This window comes from Aquimarina rhodophyticola, assembly GCF_042434915.1.
Classification (GTDB): domain Bacteria; phylum Bacteroidota; class Bacteroidia; order Flavobacteriales; family Flavobacteriaceae; genus Aquimarina.
In genome coordinates this window covers 2,527,562-2,546,801 of the sequence record NZ_CP170198.1, presented here as the reverse complement: position 1 = coordinate 2,546,801, position 19,240 = coordinate 2,527,562, and the positions used below count along the sequence as shown (strand labels likewise).

The 19,240-nt window shown below is 36.0% G+C and carries 13 protein-coding genes; all 13 read right to left on the bottom strand.

Going from position 1 to position 19,240, the window contains the following annotated elements; genetic code table 11:
- Positions 1-4: 4 nt before the first annotated feature.
- The 13 genes from ACE939_RS11030 to ACE939_RS10970 all read right to left on the bottom strand — a co-directional run bounded on the left by ACE939_RS11030 (position 5) and on the right by ACE939_RS10970 (position 19,231).
- On the bottom strand, positions 5-964 hold the full coding sequence (locus ACE939_RS11030) for a hypothetical protein (protein WP_378185635.1): 960 nt from the start codon (positions 962-964) through the stop codon (positions 5-7).
- 12 nt (positions 965-976) lie between these two features.
- On the bottom strand, positions 977-1,624 hold the full coding sequence (locus tag ACE939_RS11025; RefSeq protein WP_378185634.1) for a hypothetical protein: 648 nt from the start codon (positions 1,622-1,624) through the stop codon (positions 977-979).
- 1,093 nt (positions 1,625-2,717) lie between these two features.
- A complete protein-coding gene (locus ACE939_RS11020; protein WP_378185633.1) occupies positions 2,718-2,879 on the bottom strand; it encodes a hypothetical protein in 162 nt (53 codons plus the stop codon).
- Between the two features lie 263 nt (positions 2,880-3,142).
- On the bottom strand, positions 3,143-3,712 hold the full coding sequence (locus tag ACE939_RS11015; protein ID WP_378185632.1) for a transposase: 570 nt from the start codon (positions 3,710-3,712) through the stop codon (positions 3,143-3,145).
- Positions 3,713-3,825: 113 nt separating this feature from the next.
- Positions 3,826-4,236, bottom strand: a complete 411-nt coding sequence (locus ACE939_RS11010; protein ID WP_378185631.1) for a hypothetical protein — start codon at positions 4,234-4,236, stop codon at positions 3,826-3,828.
- Complete coding sequence (locus ACE939_RS11005) at positions 4,220-8,671, bottom strand: RHS repeat domain-containing protein (protein ID WP_378185630.1); 4,452 nt, start codon at positions 8,669-8,671, stop codon at positions 4,220-4,222. The genes ACE939_RS11010 and ACE939_RS11005 overlap by 17 nt, the downstream gene beginning before the upstream one ends.
- Positions 8,672-8,753: 82 nt before the next feature.
- Positions 8,754-14,114 carry a hypothetical protein gene (locus tag ACE939_RS11000; RefSeq protein WP_378185629.1) on the bottom strand — a complete coding sequence of 1,787 codons (5,361 nt, stop codon included), beginning with the start codon at positions 14,112-14,114 and terminating at the stop codon, positions 8,754-8,756.
- 85 nt (positions 14,115-14,199) lie between these two features.
- Positions 14,200-14,805: a hypothetical protein gene (locus ACE939_RS10995; protein WP_378185628.1), complete on the bottom strand. Its 606-nt coding sequence runs from the start codon at positions 14,803-14,805 to the stop codon at positions 14,200-14,202.
- A 107-nt stretch (positions 14,806-14,912) separates the two neighbouring features.
- Complete coding sequence (locus tag ACE939_RS10990; RefSeq protein WP_378185626.1) at positions 14,913-15,449, bottom strand: OmpH family outer membrane protein; 537 nt, start codon at positions 15,447-15,449, stop codon at positions 14,913-14,915.
- A 21-nt stretch (positions 15,450-15,470) separates the two neighbouring features.
- Positions 15,471-16,430, bottom strand: a complete 960-nt coding sequence (locus ACE939_RS10985; protein ID WP_378185625.1) for a hypothetical protein — start codon at positions 16,428-16,430, stop codon at positions 15,471-15,473.
- A gap of 8 nt (positions 16,431-16,438) precedes the next feature.
- A complete protein-coding gene (locus ACE939_RS10980; protein WP_378185624.1) occupies positions 16,439-17,323 on the bottom strand; it encodes a hypothetical protein in 885 nt (294 codons plus the stop codon).
- A gap of 10 nt (positions 17,324-17,333) precedes the next feature.
- The gene (locus ACE939_RS10975; RefSeq protein WP_378185623.1) at positions 17,334-18,281 is read right to left on the bottom strand and encodes a hypothetical protein; all 948 of its coding nucleotides are present in this window, start codon (positions 18,279-18,281) and stop codon (positions 17,334-17,336) included.
- 11 nt (positions 18,282-18,292) lie between these two features.
- Complete coding sequence (locus tag ACE939_RS10970; RefSeq protein WP_378185622.1) at positions 18,293-19,231, bottom strand: hypothetical protein; 939 nt, start codon at positions 19,229-19,231, stop codon at positions 18,293-18,295.
- Positions 19,232-19,240: the final 9 nt, after the last annotated feature.

The following is a 19,240-nucleotide window of genomic DNA, read 5'->3' as shown; positions in this document are numbered from 1 at the left end:
GCTATTAGTTTATTGTAAACTCAGAAACCGTACTAGATTCGCTTTGGTTTCCCGCTGCATCAAATGCTTTGATAAACCAAAAATAGGTAGTGCCAGTAGTCAAGGTAATTTCTACTGGCGATGTTACCTCATCTTTAATTTCTAGTTGTGTAAGTTCTGGATTTTTATAGATATAAATACTGTCAAACTCTGTAGTACCCAATACTAACTCCCGTGTCCAGGTAAAATTAACTTTGTCGCTGGTCAAGGTAGCTTGATTAACAGGTGCCGTTAAATTGGGTTGTTTGGGATTTTTTGTATCTACGGTTATCGTTCTTTTACTGTATAATGTACTCTGTGTAGTATTCTCTGCACGTACTTGCCAGTTAGTTGTTCCTTCAGGAAAAGTAAGTTGACTACTGGTCGAGGTGATGGTATTTTCTACAATTAAATCCTCATTCTCTTTGCGTAGCTGTATACGATATAAATTAGCATCGGTTACAGTCTCCCACTGTAAGCTCACTGTATTTTTATTGGTAATTGAATTATCTCCAGGAGAAAGTAGGACGACCTCTCGTGACGTAAAATCTTCACTCTCTTTTATGCTGAAACTGGCAGATGCGAATGCTGTCGCAGATCCACCATTCTCTGCGCGTACGCGCCATTCATAATCGCTTTTTGTTAGTGAAGTTGTAAAATTTGTGCCTAAAACAACTGTATCACGTACCATTTGCGTAGCATTAACAAAGCTAGGCTTTGCAATTTGTAAGCGATAACCTGAAGCTTGAGCAACGGGCTCCCAACTAAAATTTATCTGAGTCGTTTCGATTACTGCCTCAGGTAAGGGAGCGATCAGTTGCAATTCTTCTTCTGTCAGATCTTCTTCAAACAGTATTTCTTCACATCCCAAACAGCTAATTCCACATAAAACGGCATAGCCTAGGTGTTTTTTGAAGTTTTTAATTTTGGTTACAGACAGGTTCATAAAAGTACTGGATTAGAATTCAAATTCTTTTTTGGCTTTACCTGCATCACGATAGGTGCGTTTAGGACAGGAATCAGCTTCGTCAACGAGTGTAAAGATGTCAGTTTTTCGTTTTTCATCCTCTCCCCAACAGAAATTGGATACCGTGTAAGCAAAGACAGTGCCTTGAGAAAAATCTATGGTTTTATACGGTTTGCCTGCGTTTACCAATGATAATCCATATTGTTTTTGAGAATTGGTAGTGAGATACAAAGCCTCAGCCATACGAATGTCATTTACTACGGTTTGCGGAAACACAATCGAAACCGCTTTGACAAGTTGTGCTTTTTTTTGATGCTGAATGTATGTTTTAGTGTCATTGTTTTCTGTTGCTTTCAAGGCTGAGGTTATGGCAACCTGATCCACAAGTTCTAAAGTTAAGAACTTTGGTTTTTGTTCTGGTGCTAAAGAATCAATAAACTGAAGGTGTTGCGGATTAGTTGGATAGGCTTTGCTATAGGCACTGTACGATTTAGTATCAAAGGTATGTATCGATTGGCGTAAACGTATAGGATCTGTATAGGTGGGAATTGCTATGGTATTGAACCCATCGCGAAATAAATTAGCATCCTGAATACCAATAATACCCAAGGCAAGAGGAGGAGTATTTGTACGATGCATGCTAGCGTTATCAACGGTTAAGGTTTGACAGCTGCTTAGTAGCACCGCCAAACAACAACTTATATAAAAAAAATTGTGAATCATATTTAAGATGGTTATGTAGATCGCTATACCCATCAAAGATACTAGAAGCAAGATAATTATCATAGGATTTGAGTAGCGGAAATTAAAATAAGCAATTTTTCTTTTGGGACGATACACGGTCTTCCGGCTTTTTGTTTTTTGGGAGAAGCTATTGTTGACATTGCTTTCAAAATCAAAATAGCCATATCTTTTTCACGAATGTGACTTTGATATTTTTTTAAGTTCATCGCTCATCTCTATAGGCACGGAATGCAATTCCGCGCTATCATATCAGCGCGATCGGGAAAGGCTATCATGTCAGCGAGATCTGACTTGATGCCCAAAGTCTGCTGTCCGATGCTTTGATTTTTATTTTTTTTACTATCATCTCCTTTTGCAAACGTGACTGTTTTTACTATAATTTCTTACTGTTGTCTACCAATCTATGACGGCACGAGCCAAGAGGTAACGCGCTAGCCGTTACTTAATTTCGCTCGCGCCAGCTGGATGCCCGAAGTCCGATGTCCGATGCTTTGATTTTCTTATTTTTGCTTCCATCTACGGTCTTCCGACCTTTTTGTGTTTTGTCCTAATCTAGTGTCGTCATTGCTTTCAAAACCAAAAAGAGCCTCGCGCTGGCGCAAGCTTGTAACTTGTGCCATATTTTTATTTAACTAAACTCGAGATAGCGCAGCTTTGTAATTTTCGCGATCACTCTATAGGTATTTAAGGGGAGCTGCGACCTAAGGAAGCAGCTAAGCTTTAACTTCTTGGTTTCCTGCTCGTATGTAGAACGGCATGAACATATACTTTTTTATTTTCTAAAGTATAGTGAACTCCATAACGGAAGCGATCTGTAAATACAATTCTGGTAGCTTTATATCGTTTTTAAAAGTTATCAGGATCTGTTTCAATCCTAGTGAGAACCTCGTCTATTTCACTAAATAATTCTGGTTATAGTTCTGTGTTATCTGCATACCAATCAAGAGCTTCTGTAATATCTAATTCTGCTCTTGGTTTAATAATCAGCTTATAACCCATGTTTTGTCTGTAGACCAGATTTTACATCTTTCCAACTTCTGCCACTATCAGGGTTTGCCTTGTGATCTACTAATTGCCTATCTAAGATGTTTTTATGATTATCAGATATTTCATAAGAGGACTCGCTGACCTTTTGTTTGTATTGTAACATACTTTTAAAAGCTTTATTAAGTGTAGGATCTTTTACATCCTTCAACTCCTTCAATATCCATTTGATGTCTGCTTATAAGTCCATTACATTCATTTTTACATTCATAACAAAGATAGTTTATAAATTATTATTTTGTTTATAATTTTATTAGCTGATCTTTTGTCTGTATTGTAACATGCTTTTATTACCAAATGTGAAATACAATTTATTCTAAAAAATAGCTACCACCTTCGCTGGCGCAAGTTTGTAACTTGTGCCATATTTCATTTAGCCAAACCTAATAAATAATCGTCACTATCTATCTCCATTACAGTGTGGTCATCCTGAAAATTTCTAGCACTGCTATATTTAAAATCTATTGGATCAGTTACAAAACCAGCTTCTACAGGATTGTTATGAATATAATCTATTTTTTGTTCTATCACTTTATCTGTCCATAATTCGATAGGTTTGTTATGATGTTGCCAGAATTGATATGTACTCACATTACTTTTTCCCTTTCCTGCCTTTGCAAACATCCATAACATCCATTCTTTTCTGCTCTCTTGTGGATTTTCCTGTATGGCTTTTAATACTTTTTTTGCTGTATACTTTTTAAAATCTCGTATCCTACCTGATGGGTCTTCATTACCACAGCGAAATACTAAATGCACATGACTAGGCATAAAACAATATTCGTATATCTCCATCTTCTTTTGTCTCCTACAATAACCTAAGCTGCTTGCTAATATTGATAAATAATTTTCTCTACTAAATACATCTATCCAATATACTGTTGCAAAACTTACAAAGTATAAACCAGATTTGTTATGAAACTTGTGTTTTCTACTCATACAATCAAAATAAAAAAAGCTACAATAGTTACATTATAGCCTTTGTTTTATCTAATTACGCTTTACCAATCTTTGACGGCACCCGTCACAGACGAGCGCTAGCGGGGGGGACTTTATTTTGTATTATTAATTGTATTAAAATGAAACTCTTTTAAAATTTGATATTCTTTTTTAAAAAAATGATATGCTATAATTATCCTAAAATTATCACCATTACTATTAAGATAATTTATTTTTCCATTTTCAATACTATTAATATCTTTAAATAAAACTTCTTCTTTATTCTCAATATAAACTTTCTCTTTGTCAAAGCTAATGTTTCTAAATTTCGAAATTACTCTTATATATAAGAGTAATAAAAGACCTAAAAAAATTAATAAAGGAATAGAATCAATTGACAACTTGAGAAATATATTGAGCAAAATAATAAGTGTTACCCCGAATACCATAATCAGATTAATATATTTCATTATGATACCTAAAGATGAATAGAGATTGTATTTTTTCTTAGTTTCTTTTACCATGATGAACTTTTGAATGACTGTATAATTCTATTCCAATTATTGCTTTTCCTTCTAAACTCATGCCATTTTGATTATAGTATCCATTTTCCAAAGGTTTATCATCATTGAAATCATATCCAAACTGAAAAAAAGAGCTATAACCTCCTTGTATATTCCCAGAAAAATCCGCATGTCCAAGACCTTTGTTTTTAATTTTAGTCAAGCTAAAGCCTCCTTGGAGATTTAATCCAGAGTAAGCAATCCCAAAATTAAGAAAATCCATCTTAAATTCATTTGTTTCAGAGTCAAATGTATTATACCAACCATTATTACTATCGTAAGATAATAATTCTACAGCAAAAATATTAGCATCTATTCTAAAAGATTTTAAGAAATCAAATCCAGCTTGAGCACCAGCAGTTAACTTAAAACCATGAACATTTTGTACTCTTAGATCATTGACATTTTTAAAACTATGAAAGGTTAACTCTCCATCAGAATTATCATAGCTAACCGTGTGGTAACCATTAGGGTTAAATACATCTTTTGAAAGATGACTCTTGTAATTAGTAATCCCATTGTTTTTTAAATAATCCAATCCTTCATTACTGATCCAACCGTTACCACCAAGCCAGTTCCCTAGTTCTTGCCAAAACCCTCCATCAGGATCAGTTCCATTCATAGGATTATTCCCCATCCCAAGATACGGAGAACTATACTGCCCATACGGATCTGTAGTCAACCATCGTCCAATCCTAGCATCCCATAATCTAAGCTGAAAAGCTTCCTTTCCAGTTTCTGGGTCTTTTTCTTGACCCTGGTAGGCATAACGGTAATCTCCTACATCATTACGTCCTGGCATGGGCATTCCAAAAGGATAGTAATCCGTCGCTGTTTTTGCTATGGGTGTACCATCTGCTGCTCTTGCTACAACAGCACGTACATTGCCGAGATGATCGGTTAGTTGGTAAAGATGTGTATTATCAGCTTTACGCACCCCTAGTCTCCCTGCTCCGTAAATAGTGTTTTCAACTACTTGTCCATCGCGATAAATAGCCAACGCTGTCCCAGCTGCATCACGTACATAATGCTCTGTATAGCTTAACGTTCCGTTGATAGGATTATACGACTCCTTGACAACACGATGCCCTTTGTCATTGTAAAAGAACTTCACCAGAGGTTGTTTGTCTTTTTGTACCTCGGTCACCAATCCACTGGCATTGTAAAGATACGTAATTTTATCATCTATGTTTTCTACTAACTGTCCGATGGTGTTATATTTATAATTTTCACCATTAACATCCCCCGTTTGATCCTTGATATCATCGGCATTGGTAGGGGCCGTTATCGCATCATCTACTCGTAGGAGTTGGTTGGGTTTGTCCGTTTTATATGTGTAGGATAATTGATCCATACTATTGTTGCCTGCTTCGGTATGCTTATTACGGTGTAGGGATTGGATATTTCCATTAGCATCATACGTAATTTGATCTACCTTGTAATCATCGGTAGCATTGCTCTCGTAAGATCCGGCATTGACCTCTCGCATTCCTTTGGATCCAGATATCTTAGCAGTAATATTACTTCCTCTTTTAGCATGAAATCCGGGTTTCATGACAATAGAAACATTAGCGGTGTAGGTATAGGTATAACCAGTGTGAAAAACTTGAGTGGTTGTGATGGTATTTTGTGCAGCTGTACCGGTTTCATCTTCTTGTATGGTCGGCACACTGCTATAATCCCCGGTGAATTCTCCAAATTCCGCCTGTGTTAACCAATTGTTACGGTTATATTCGTAGGTGTAAACATTTTCTTTGCCTGCTGCAATAGGGTTTTCTGTATTCCATCGGATACCTTTAATATTCCCATTAAACTGATCTGTACCATAGTCTGTACTTTTGATATTGGGTAGGGGACGGTTAAAATCGTGCGTATTATAATCGATGATCATTCCAAATAAATCATTGGCATCACCCCCGGGATCGTTAGCTTGTTCGAGACTTGGATGATTGATACTTTTAAGGGCACCGGATAAGGAATATACATAATCAATACCTTGCAATCCGTTTGCCAGATTGATACGTTTTAAGGCGCCGTTCTCGTAATAGGTATAAGCTGCATGTTCGGTAAACGTGCTATTATCAGGAGATGTCTCAACTTTGACCAAACTATGATTAGCCGGATCATAGGTGTATCTATGGATAAACTGTTCGGTAGGGTGCCCCTTTTGATAGATCACCTGTGTTACCTGACTACTCACTGGATCGTATATGTAATCAATGGTTTTTAATCCGATATCTGAGATGTTTTGTACGATCCACTTAACGCGTCCATAGACATCATAACTATAATAGGTAGTAGTATGCTCGTTCGAAGTTTTAGCTACATTGCCCGTTAAAAAGGAGGGAACGTGATACTGTACATTTAACGAAACTAATAGCGTACTATCATCTTGAGAAATGCTGTCATACTGAGTGGTATGAACTTCTTTAAGTGGAGTAACTGGCAAGGCAGCATTCGGATCAAGACTACTAAAAAGCGTATTGGTTAGCACCCCGCTTTGTATAGGACGTGTAAGCTGATCGTAGGAGGTGAAGGATACCTCGTTTACAGCCGCTTGTTTGCTATTTTGCGAATAGCGTATTTGCCCATCCTTGCGATATAAAAACCGTGCTGTACCTTCGTCTTGACTTGTAGTTTGTTCTAACTGCCCTAAGGAATTGTAGGTATAGGTGCTTTCCAATTTTTTAAGCGGTTGCTTACTGCGTACTAAGCGCCCCGCCTTATCATAATAGTTGAGACTATAGTCATAATAATTTTCGGGATATCTGATTTGTATCGATGCGCTCACAGGATTGTATGCATCAGGATTTGCCACCGCAATTCTATAAAATCCGTTGGGTAAACTTGTAGAGGTATAGGCACGATTTTCAGTAATAAGATTGTACATATATATTGTAAAACCACCTGGATTGGTAATAGTAATACCAGCCCGTCCTTTTGGTATATGAATATCAACATATCCCTGTTCTCCGATGGTAAGCGTAGAAAATCGAGGAGCTGCATTGCTATCACCACTACGCGCAGCAGCTAAGGTATTGCCATCGGTATCGGTAAATACTACATTTTCTTCCCCATGCACATTGCGAGATACCGTTTTGATGACCTTATAGGTGTTGTATAAAGGATCATTAAAGGCATCAGGTTGAGCGAGCTCTTGACCTGCCGGAATTGAAAACACATAGCCGTTTTTCCATGCTCCGTTGATTTTGTTACCGCCAATCGTTTTTAAGACAGTACCGGGATTTAGCTCACTGTAAATCGTACGAGAGTAGGGGCGTTGAGTGGCATCCTGATAGGGTTCGGTTGTGTTGTCTGAACTGTAATACCATCCCAGACTATTACTTTCTGTTCCTGCCAGGGCAGGACTCTCCGGAAGGTTTTCAAAATCCGGAGCAGAAAATGTTTGTCCGTCAGAGCGTTGAAAGAAATTTTCACGATATAAGAAATCTGTTGCAATATCGTTATTGGTAGGAGCGCTTAAGGTTTGCAGCGCTGGTCTTCCCTGTGCATCATAAAGGATTTGTGAGCCCCATGTTTTACCTGTTTTGATGTCCATGCTTTGTTGTTGTACGGGTTTACCTAAAGCATCAAAATAGGTTTTGTTTTGTCCGGTTATAGCTCCTTTAGGGTTATAGGAGGTAACTTTTATAGTGTTCCAAAGTTCTTGAACATTGGTTCCTGCCGGGGGACAACCATTGGCAGTACCTTGTATATCGGGACATTTATCTTTGGCCTCTGGATAATAATTCGCTCCGGGATCAGTACATTGTTGTTTTACGTGATCAGCCTCTCCAAAACCATCCCCGTCGGTATCTAAATACCATGTTTTCATTTTTATCAATTCATCAGTGTCATTACAATCTAATTTAGTTCTCACATATGTAGTAGTAGGATTTTGAGGATCCTTATAGGGATCACAGCTATATTTTGGATATGCATTCACATCTCCTTCCCCATCCCCATCTCTATCAATATACCATGCATATTGTTGTATATTTCGATTGCCATCATCACAATCTCTATTGTTTGGAGAGTATCTATAATTTGAGTTGCTATGTATTGGGCGTATGCATTGATACTTAGGCGCGGTATCATTGATATCTCCATCCTTATCTCGATCTCTATCAAGGTACCAGTAACGAGGAATATCTAAGACATCAGGGTCAGAATCATCACAATCACCATTTTTAGTAGCAGAATATTTCATATCTAAATTAGGTTGGCAGGCATATGTATATCGTAAGCTTCCAATACCATCACCATCGCCATCAAAATAGTACCTAATTGGCTGATTAGTTCCACAATCCCCATCGCCAATGGGTAAAATTGGATTATCTTGTGCGTTTATAATATTACATAATCCAATAAAAATTAGCAGTATACTTTTTTTCATCTGTTTATCTTTAATGTTGTTGAGTGGTCTCCTTGTATCAACTTGATGCTTCTTATTTGTGTTTTAGTTTTCCAGTACTTTTTTATTGTGGATCAATTATTATATCAGTATCTCCCTCACATTTGATATATGATTTTACTTCACTGGTTTGAATTAGATTAAGTTCCAAATCTTTTATTTCGCATTTGTAATATTTAGTTATACCGCATGTCCATATTTGTAATAATTTGGTGTATTCTGTACCCCAAGAACCATAAGTTAAAGTATTAGCGTCATTAGACACTGCCCAACGTAGTTGGTAATTGCCACTACCTCCAATAATCCTAGCTACAGCCTTTATATAATTTGGATCAGCGGCATCTGTATAAACTGTCAAGTACAAAGGATCATAGGCTTCGACCGGGCTTAGTTCTCCATCCCCATCAGTATCACGCTGTGCAATGGCTTTATAATTATAATTAATTTCTTTGGCGAGTTTAAAGCCACCTGTAATCCCCGGCGTATTGGCTACTTCGATGGAGGTTTTTTGTAAACGTCCAGCGAGGTCATACTCATAATGGGTTGCCATGTTATTAGCTCCTAATACATAGCTTAATTCATCCCATTCGTTATAGACATAACTGGTCATGGATGTGCCTATGGGTGTCATTCTAAAATCGTCAAAATAGGTTGTCCCTACAGTATTATAAACAAAAACTTCTTGCCCTTGGGTAATTTGCTTAGTATAGAAATTGAGTTGTACCCAATTCCCGGCAAGCACCACTTCCTGTTCATTAAAAGACAAAATATTACCTCCGGCGTTTACTTTTACGTTTCTGTAGCCAGTATCTGTATCGCCTGAACGATAGACCCAAACAGAGACGCTATAGGAGCCAGCATCAGGTTTTACTTTAAAGGCATGCACATTAGCTGTTGCCGCAAGCGATGCTCTACCCGTATGGGCTCTGGTGCTAATCGTTGCCGTACTGCCCTTATATACTTGTCCACTAAAATAGTTGTTAGTGCCTAAATCTTCTGCACCCGAATAAAACATTTGATTATAACCGGTATTGGCCACCGCAAATACTTTGGAGTCTTTGTCTCCCATTTTTGTAGCCATTTTATTACCGTTGATATCCGAAACCTCTAAAGGCATGGAGTAGTGATCATACTTTTCCACAGTAGAGGTGTTGATCCATTTAGGGTTAGTTTGTGTTGCATTCACACCCCATTGAAAATTATCAAACTCTCCGACATACCCAAGATAGGCTCCGTCAGTATCAATAGCACCTTTCCAAGTAAATGTTTTGTGTTTACGCCATATTTTTGAGCTACCTGTTGCTGAAGGTTCGAGAGAACCATCGAACTTGTGATACCTCCAGTCATTAGACCAGGTATTAATATTAGCATTCACCGTCTTCCAGTTTCCAATAGCATCTTTAACTTGTGTAAGCGCAGCTGCAGTTTGAGAAAGCATATTTTTATTGGTTGGGTTATCAACTTTTGAGCCCATAGCTGAGTAATACTTGTAAGCAGGGATTGTTGTAAACTTAATTTTAGTTTCATTCAGTTCCTTTATGGTTTCCAATGATTGTCCAGATAAAATATCATATGTACTGTAATTTATAGTTGAAATGAAATCTGCTTCTAATGTCTTAGTAGTTTTTAGGACTGATTGTTCTCTGCGTTTGCTTGAGCTATTCAAGAAATATTTTTTCCGTTGACCATTTTCTATAAGTAGTTTAGAATGTTTAAATGTTTCTTGAATTACACCTTGTTTTTGTTGGGGGTCATTTAGATATTTATTTTCTAATGAAGAAACAAGTTGGTTTTTCGAGTTGAATTGCTTGTTATGTAATAACAATCCGATGTTCGATGTTCGATCAATTAATTGATGTTTTGTGAAATTAATATCGAACGCTTGTATTGAATTATTCAAATTAAGATTAACTCCTTTAGTGTCGTTGTTTTGCTGTAAGGTTAAGGAGAGGAAGTTGTCCAATTGAAATCCTCTATTATTATAGATAATATTTTTGATAGTATTAAATCTGTATTCAATAGATTTGATAAGTTTATCACCGTTAGTTAGTTTTCGTATTGAAGTGTACTCATACATTACAGATGGTGGAGGCAGCTCTGTAATAAAATCGATATTTTTAGTGTAATTTGCGGGAGCATAAGTCGTTGTCCCAGAAGATTGATTTGTTCCTGGCTTTACGTAAAAGTATTTGGAACTATATTCAATATTTGATCCATCAGTTATATTAAGTTCCTTAACTCTTATTCCACCACCAATATTGTTACTTGGCATTAAGGATTTGTTAGAATGAAATTTTAATCGAACTCTAGTCCCATTGCTGGTATCAGTAGGATCTTCACAATTATTTGGATCAATGTCATCCATCCATCCTCCGACAATTTTATGATATAAATTATAATAAACCCAATTATTGTTGTTACAGTTAACTCCTCGTCTAACATCTGACCTAGTATTGCTCTCTGGGATTTTGAATGTCAAAAGATTTGATGAAACAGAAGTGATGAGAAAATTACCAGAGACATCACCCATTCTATGGGAGGTACCGGCACCGGGAGGATGTCTCCAATAAAGTGCGTCCAAATACGCTAACTTGTTGACTTCGAAGTATTTTGTAAAATCTATTGGATTTTTTGAACTTTCTTTATTTTGGATCTGAAGGTATTTTCCATCTGTAAATTGTCTAAAACCGAATAAAAAATTCTTATTGAAGACTCTTTCTGTTTTTGCAACCTCTTTATTAAAAACATCAGATTCATAATCAATATTTATAACTGTTCCAACTGGAGTTTTTACAGTTTTCAAACTCCAAGTATCTGGGTGATCTTTATGAAATCCCCAAGGATCAACTTTATTTGTATCAAAATCTACATAAGTTTTGTTATATGTAAAATCAAATGGTGGTACTGTTAATATACCCTTTTTACCTAGTGTTTTTACAGATTTTAGAGTGAGTCTTCCTTTCTCTGAGGCTAACGAATTAGGAGTGTTCTGAGCTAAAGTATAATCATAATGGAACTCAATAATTTTCTGAGCAGATGCGTAGATATTAGGTGCCAATACTTTAATATCATTTACATCCAAAATATTCTTATAATTTTCTCCAGTTAAATTTCTATTGTAACGAAATATTTCTCTTGGTTGTGTCACTTGACCTGTCACAAATGTTTCCTTATAATTCTCAATTAGATTCATAGAACCAATGTTTCTGCTTTCTAATTGACTATTGTTGCTTTTTGATATATTACAATATTGACTACTATTTTTTAGAATTATAATTTTGCTAAGCTTTAATGTCTTGTGCTCTGCAACATGAAATCTTCTACCGTAATCAGTAGAAATGATGGCGTGGTATTGGATATTGCTAGCCCCTGGAATCTTATTATATGTGCCTGTAAAATACCACTTATTATCATTTCCTTTTACCTGCGTACGATTGGTATCTTCATACCATTGATAAGCGTTCGAAGAAGAAGGGATTTTAATTGGAGTTGAATAGCTATCCATTCTATCACTTTTAACAAACAAAGCTGTGTGCGTTCTGGTTTTTATTCTATCCAGATAATAGATATCTTTTAGTCCCCATGAATAATTTTTAATATTTTCAAATTCTCTCAAACCTTCTCTAGGAGTTCGCCAGCGATAACTATCAGTCCATTTTCCATATTCAAATTCTACCCAGTAGCCTATATCACCTTGAGATAATTTATGATCTTCATTCCAATCGATATAGTCGGGACCAGTAACTGCTGTTAATAGCCAATGGGTTGCATATGATTCTAGTTGTTGGTGTTCTGAAAAGCCAGAATTAATATTAGTATCGATACTGGTTATTCTATCGATTTTTTCTCTTTGGTATACCGGAATGGCGTAATGATAAACTTTACCATCTGTAGTTGTTATTTTATATGCTCCAATTCCATCTCTGGGAACTAAAGGCGAATCTCTACGAAAATCTTTAGGTGCAATAATCAGATGTGGATTATCTAATAATTGTTGGTTTGTAAATACTTCTACATAATTACCTCTCTTTAATCTATTGTTGGTTGTATTGTAGGTTTCGTGTCCCGCGATTGATTGATCAAAATTATTGTTATGTGTACCGTAGCTAAAAATGTTACTAGGATTATTAGGAGTGGTATTCCAATTTCCTGAACTTATGTTTAAATATGAAGTGAATTCGTTATTAAAATAAAAGTGTATATCTTTGGATGAAGCGTTGTTAATATTTTTAGAAAAGCTTCCTGTATTATCAGGATATTGACTTATCGCAAAGTGTTTTCCTTTATGATCCCTAATAAGGGATCTCTTGTTATAAATAAAGCCATTCTCAAGAATATAGGGGGTTAGAGTACCTGATATGCCTTGACCTGAAACGGAGTATTTATCATAATTAATTGAAGAAAAATTACCTCTAGCTATTTCAGAATTTCTATTTAGATTGTTATATGATTCACTGGAATCATGATCAACTTTATCTTCGAATAAAGAATTATGTAATGCCTGTCTCATGTTACCACTATATAAGGAGCCTTGATTTATAGTAAAGTCCTTCTCAAAAAGCCAGTAATTATAATGAGAGTATGAAAATCCGATATTAATCAAGGTAAAAACGGGAATGGATATAGCAAACTGAGACGAACTAATATTGAACGTATTAGTACCGTTATTTTGGTTGTTTAAACCAATGCTCGCGCCATTAATAGAGCCGTTAAGACCATTTTGCGAAGTCATAGACACTCCTAGACTTGATACGCTAATTCCAACGGATACGTTCGTTTTGCTGTTAGTAGATGATTGATTTACTGATAGGCCAATGGAAGATTGACCGTAGGAATCTAAATTAATACCTAAACTTGCGCCATCATTTCCAATACTAAGTCTTGTTGGTCCAGATTTAGCTTGAACACCGAAATTATTTCTTACACTTAGACCAGTCTCCCCATTATATGATTGGTTTGCAGAATAGCTATAGTATGCTCCAATAGAAAGAGCATCACTTACTCCAATGTCAATACTTCCTTTATAATTATGTGAAAAACCACCACGATCGTATACGATATCATATGTTTTTACTTGGTTCCAGTCATCAGGAACTTTATTTATAGCTCTATTAATTGCCCCTGGATTTAATGACCAACCCAACCCAACCCAGGAAGCTTCCTGATCCATGGCAATACCAGCGTGATAAGACAGCGCTATTGGATAACCCCCTTCCGGACTTGGTACATTTAATAAAGGAAGTACATAAGTAAAATCCCCGGTTAATAAATTTACCATATCGGTAGCATCTACTGGCTCAAAAGCGGCTGCTTCGGGGGCATTAGGGCCTTGGGCGTAGATACTGTCAGGAAGATTACAAAATATACAGACCAATCCTATAAGAAAATAGTGATAGCCGGTGGAGATTCGAACGTTGGTTTTCATAATGAGTTGCTTATATAGTGTACTGTGTTCAGTGTATGCTTTACTTATTTTAGTTTGCTTTATTTTTTTAAGCATTTAATTGCTATCAAAACTTAAGTTTGGGTTCATTTTTTATGATGTCGGTGGGTATCTTAAATTTAACCTCACCGGTATAAAATCCCAAGTCTTCGATTGTTAGGTTTATTTCTTGTGATTCCATTATATTCTTCTCTTTTGGATAGACCAATAAGAGGGTAGTGGCGCCACTCATTCCATACATCCTTGGATAGATATAATCGGTCATAGCAATCGTATCTTTTGCCGGCGTAATCATATGGATCTTTGAGTGCATTCCAAAAGCCAGCTCATTTACCATCGCACCAAATCGTTGTTTATTGCCAGCTACATTACTCAGTAATTCCTGCTCATTTTTTGACATGGATAGATTGAAATAGAGGTAGCGGTCAAAATGTTGTCGTAAACTATCAATAGTCGCAGTATTACGATCATCACCAAGCATTTGATCTACGATCAGATCAGTGGGCTTGTATACCAACGAGAAACTGACACCATTCACAGTTTTGTTTTGTAAATAGCCATGCTCTTCAGTTTTTAAGTACTCCCATAATTCCTCTTTAGAATCAAAAGTTGTCGTGGAGCAGGCACTCAAAAGAAAAAGAGTTATGAATAAAAGTAATGGTATCTGTTTCAAAGTATTTGTTTTTTTGTTCGAAGTCAGCAGTCCGAAGTCAGGTGTTGTTTGCTTTGTTTAATACAGCGCCCTCATCTATCTTCGGACTTCGTGCCTCCAGTTTTTTCTTACTTTCCTTCAAATTCGGAATTAAGTTCTTCTAACACCTGATCTGTAAGGTCGGCTGAGGTTTCTCCGTACATAATAGTACCACTACCCGTAGCGCCAAAAATGACAGTGTATCCATTAGTTTTCCCAAAGTCTTTGACAAAATCATTAATGTCATTTATCACAGTCTGCGTCACTTTTTTATCTTCTTCCTGTAATTGTTTTTGTACTGCCTGTTGATAATTGTTGATTTGTTGTTGCTTATTGCCTAAAAGTTCCTGCTTGAGTTCCAACTCTTTTTTTGACATTTGGCTACGCTCTTTTTCGTATAGTTTTAATTCCTTTTGCCAGTCTGATAAGAGACTGTCTACATTAGCCTTCATGGTTTTGGCTTTTTCATCAAAAGTTGCCTTTACAATTTTGGTTCTTTTGTAGCCATCCAAAAGTTTATTGACATCTACATACACAAGCTCATTTGTATTTTGAGCATAAAAAAAGCTGGCAACTGCTGTGAAAAGTGCAATAATCGCAATGAATAGGGTAATTTTATTAGTCATTGTATAATCAGTATTAATAAATTAATTTTTTAGAGTTTTGATTATTTTTTCTAATTCAGATAATCGGTTATCTAGATCAGTTGTTTTTATGTTTAGTTCGTTGTTTACAGTTTTTTGTTGTTTAATCTTTTTTTCTTGCGCAATCATATACAACGTAAGTTCTTCGATTTTTTCTAGGAGTTTAAGGTTCATTTCCTTTAATTTAACCCCTTCTTTTTCCATTATCGCAGCCGATGGGATATTAGGTAGATGTCCGTTAACCTGAATATAGTTGTCTACTTCGTCAAGTGTTTTAAGTTGATAGTCTTTTAAAAAGACATAATCTGGCGCTACAGCACCTGCGAGATCTACTTTTACCTCTTGTGCATGAATGTTCCCTTTTACAGTGAGCTTTGCGTCTGGGGAATCGGTGCCGATGCCTACGTTCCCATTAGCACTAAACCTGACCATTTCCTTGTAGCCCATACCATCGGTGTTACTTCTGAAAACTAAATCCCCAGCTCCCCAAATACTGTTACCAATCGATAATATATTCCATAATTGGTATCGTGTTCGGTTATCTGTTGCATATCCTGAAGACTTAAACAATACTCCTGAGGAATTAACTTTATTATTTGAAGAACTTGCACTTGCAGAATTCAAATAGATGTTCCCTAAAACATCTAATTTTTGACTTGGGTTATCTATTCCTATTCCAACATTTCCGGTTTTATTAATTAGAAATAAATTTCCATTCTTATAGATTCTATAATCACCATCGGGATTAAGTCCGGAGAACCATTGCAACCCCGCAACTGATGAATTGTGCCAAACTCCCGCACCAGAGGTATGTGCTTCTAATCGTAACCTACCGTTTACGTGCAGTTTTTCAATAGGATTAGTAATTCCGATTCCAACATTTTGATTGGCTTCATATATATTGGTTTGTGAAAAAACCATACTAACTGAAAAGAATACACTGAATAATAAATACTTAAGCATCTGGTTCTTTATTTATTTTTGAGGATAAAAATTAACGATTCGAGTTGTTTTTCGAGTTTCAGAATGCGATTATTTTGTAATGAATTAAGTTCTCTGTCTTTCTTTAATTCTTGTATTTCTTTCTCTTGCGCAATCATATACAACGTAAGTTCCTCAATTTTTTCTAGGAGTTTAAGGTTCATTTCCTTTAATTTAACCCCTTCTTTTTCCATTATTGCAGCCGATGGGATATTAGGTAGATGTCCGTTAACCTGAATATAGCTGTCTACTTCGTCAAGTGTTTTAAGTTGATAGTCTTTTAAAAAGACATAATCTGGTGCTACAGCACCTGCGAGATCTACTTTTACCTCTTGTGCATGAATGTTCCCTTTTACAGTGAGCTTTGCGTCCGGGGAATCGGTGCCGATACCTACTCGGCCGCCTTTGAGATTTAGAATAATGTTAGAAGGATTGCGGTAACCTAAATAAAGAACACCAATGGAATTATCCGTTCTAATCGGATCAATAACAGCTCCGCCGGTTCCATGCCAGATGTCTAAATATTTATCTGCTATTCCAGTGCGATAAATTCTAAGCGCATCACTCTCTGTTGAGGATACCTGCAATTTTGATTTAGGAACTGTTGTATTTATCCCTACATTACCGTTATTTTCAACTGTAAATTTCACATTTTCATTCGGATTAACGGTACCACTAGATAAGCGTAATATTGATTTATCCGGCTCTGTAGATTGTTGATTAATATATACAGCTGCACCTATGCCATTTCTTATAAATTGATTATACTCTAAGTTTTCTGGAGTGTTACGAAAGACTCCAGTCTGTATTTGCGCTCTTAAACCTGACACGGTTAATGAAAACAATAGAAAACTAAAAATGATTTCTAATCTCATAGTAATGGATTTATTCTTTTGCTTTTAGTTTATTTTCGATAGTTGCGATTTTTAAAGAAATTGTTTTCAATTGTTGGTTTTGTTTTTCCAACGCAAAGCTGCGTTTCTTTAAGAGATCAATTTCTTTTTCTTGCGCAATCATATACAACGTAAGTTCCTCAATTTTTTCTAGGAGTTTAAGGTTCATTTCACCTAAAAGAATACCATCATTCAAAACATCTTCTTCAGAAGGAATATTAGGTAAATGTCCTTTTTCTTGAATATATTTTTCTATTTCATCTAAAGGTTTGAGCTTATAATCTTCTTTAAAAACATAATCTGCCCAACCCCCAACTTTTACGCGAACTTCATTAGCTGTCAACCTCCCCCTTATTCCTAAATTACCAGTGTTACCATCCAAAAACATTGAATAAAAATTAGGTTTTGTAGCATTCTTTCCGGTACCCCAATAAAATTTGCCGTCCCCATGAAATCCGAACATTAATTCTCGAGTTTCTCCCGGAGCAAATACAATGGCGCTATTTGCATAGCCTGTAAACTCAATTTTGTTTACAAATCCATTTACAGAATGGATAGCATTACGCCCATCTATTCTTAAACTATTCAAGGTTGTTTTTCCATTTACGTCAAGCATCGAGACTGGTGAAGTGGTTCCTATACCAATGTTACCTCCAAATTTAGGTTGTAGAATTATATTCCCCATTCCTGTACGAAAAGTCAAATCACGATCATTGTAGGTAAAAATGGAAAAGTCATCACCGTCACCAAAGTCTGGCTCACTTTTGTTCCACAAAAATCCAGCTTTATAATTTTGTAATGTGCCAAACCGTATGTAGGAGTAAGGATCACCACTACCTAAGCTCGGATTTAAATACTCTACATTAAGTGTTTGTGCATTTATTAGCAAAAACTTTAAAAAAAGAAAAACAGCTATAATTTTGGCTTTTAGCATAGGCATTGTTGCAGATTTTATTTATTTTTTTGTTCCAAAATCAGAATTCTTTTTTCTTGAGCAATTAAGTACAAAGTGAGTTCCTCAATTTTTTCTAAGAGCTTAAGATTCATTTCCTTCAATTTAACCCCTTCTTTTTCCATTATCGCAGCTGATGGGATATTATGTAAATGTCCATTAACCTTAATATAGTTGTCTACTTCATCCAGTGTTTTAAGTTGATAGTCCTTTAAAAAGACATAATCTGGTGCTACAGCACCCGCAAGATCTACTTTTACTTCTTGAGCATGGATATGACCTTTGACAGTAAGTTTAGCATCTGGAGTGTTAGTGCCTATACCTAGATTTCCATTATTAGTCAAGCGCATATATTCTATGAGTTTATGTTGACCATCAGAATCATAATTTTGATGATTTCGATATAGCCATCTAAAACCATAATTTGAACCTTCGAATATACCTTTAGAAGTGTATCGATTTGAGCCTTTATAGAAATCTCTCGCGTCATTATTCTCTCGATACGCATTAAATCCGATATAACCTGCCCATTTATTCGAATGACCTCCCCAATTTGGTTCATGAGTCCAATTTAATGATAGGATTCCTGAGTAACCAAATTTAGCTTGTCCATGAACGTGTAATTTGGCTAGGGGTTTGGAAATTCCTATACCAACATTTCCAGTTTTATCAATTAAAAATAGATTACCATCTCTATAAATTCTATAATCATCTTCGGCATTAAGTCCCGAGAACCATTGAAATCCAGCAGCAGATGGGTTGTGCCAAACTCCGGCACCAGAAGTATGTGCCTCTAATCGGAGTCTCCCATTTATGTGTAGTTTCTCATCAGGATTTGTAATTCCAATTCCAACATTTCCATTTAGTTCATGAATGTTAGTTTGAGAAAAGACTAAATCAGTCGTAAATAATAAGAAAAATAGCAGGTATTTAAGCATAGTATATAT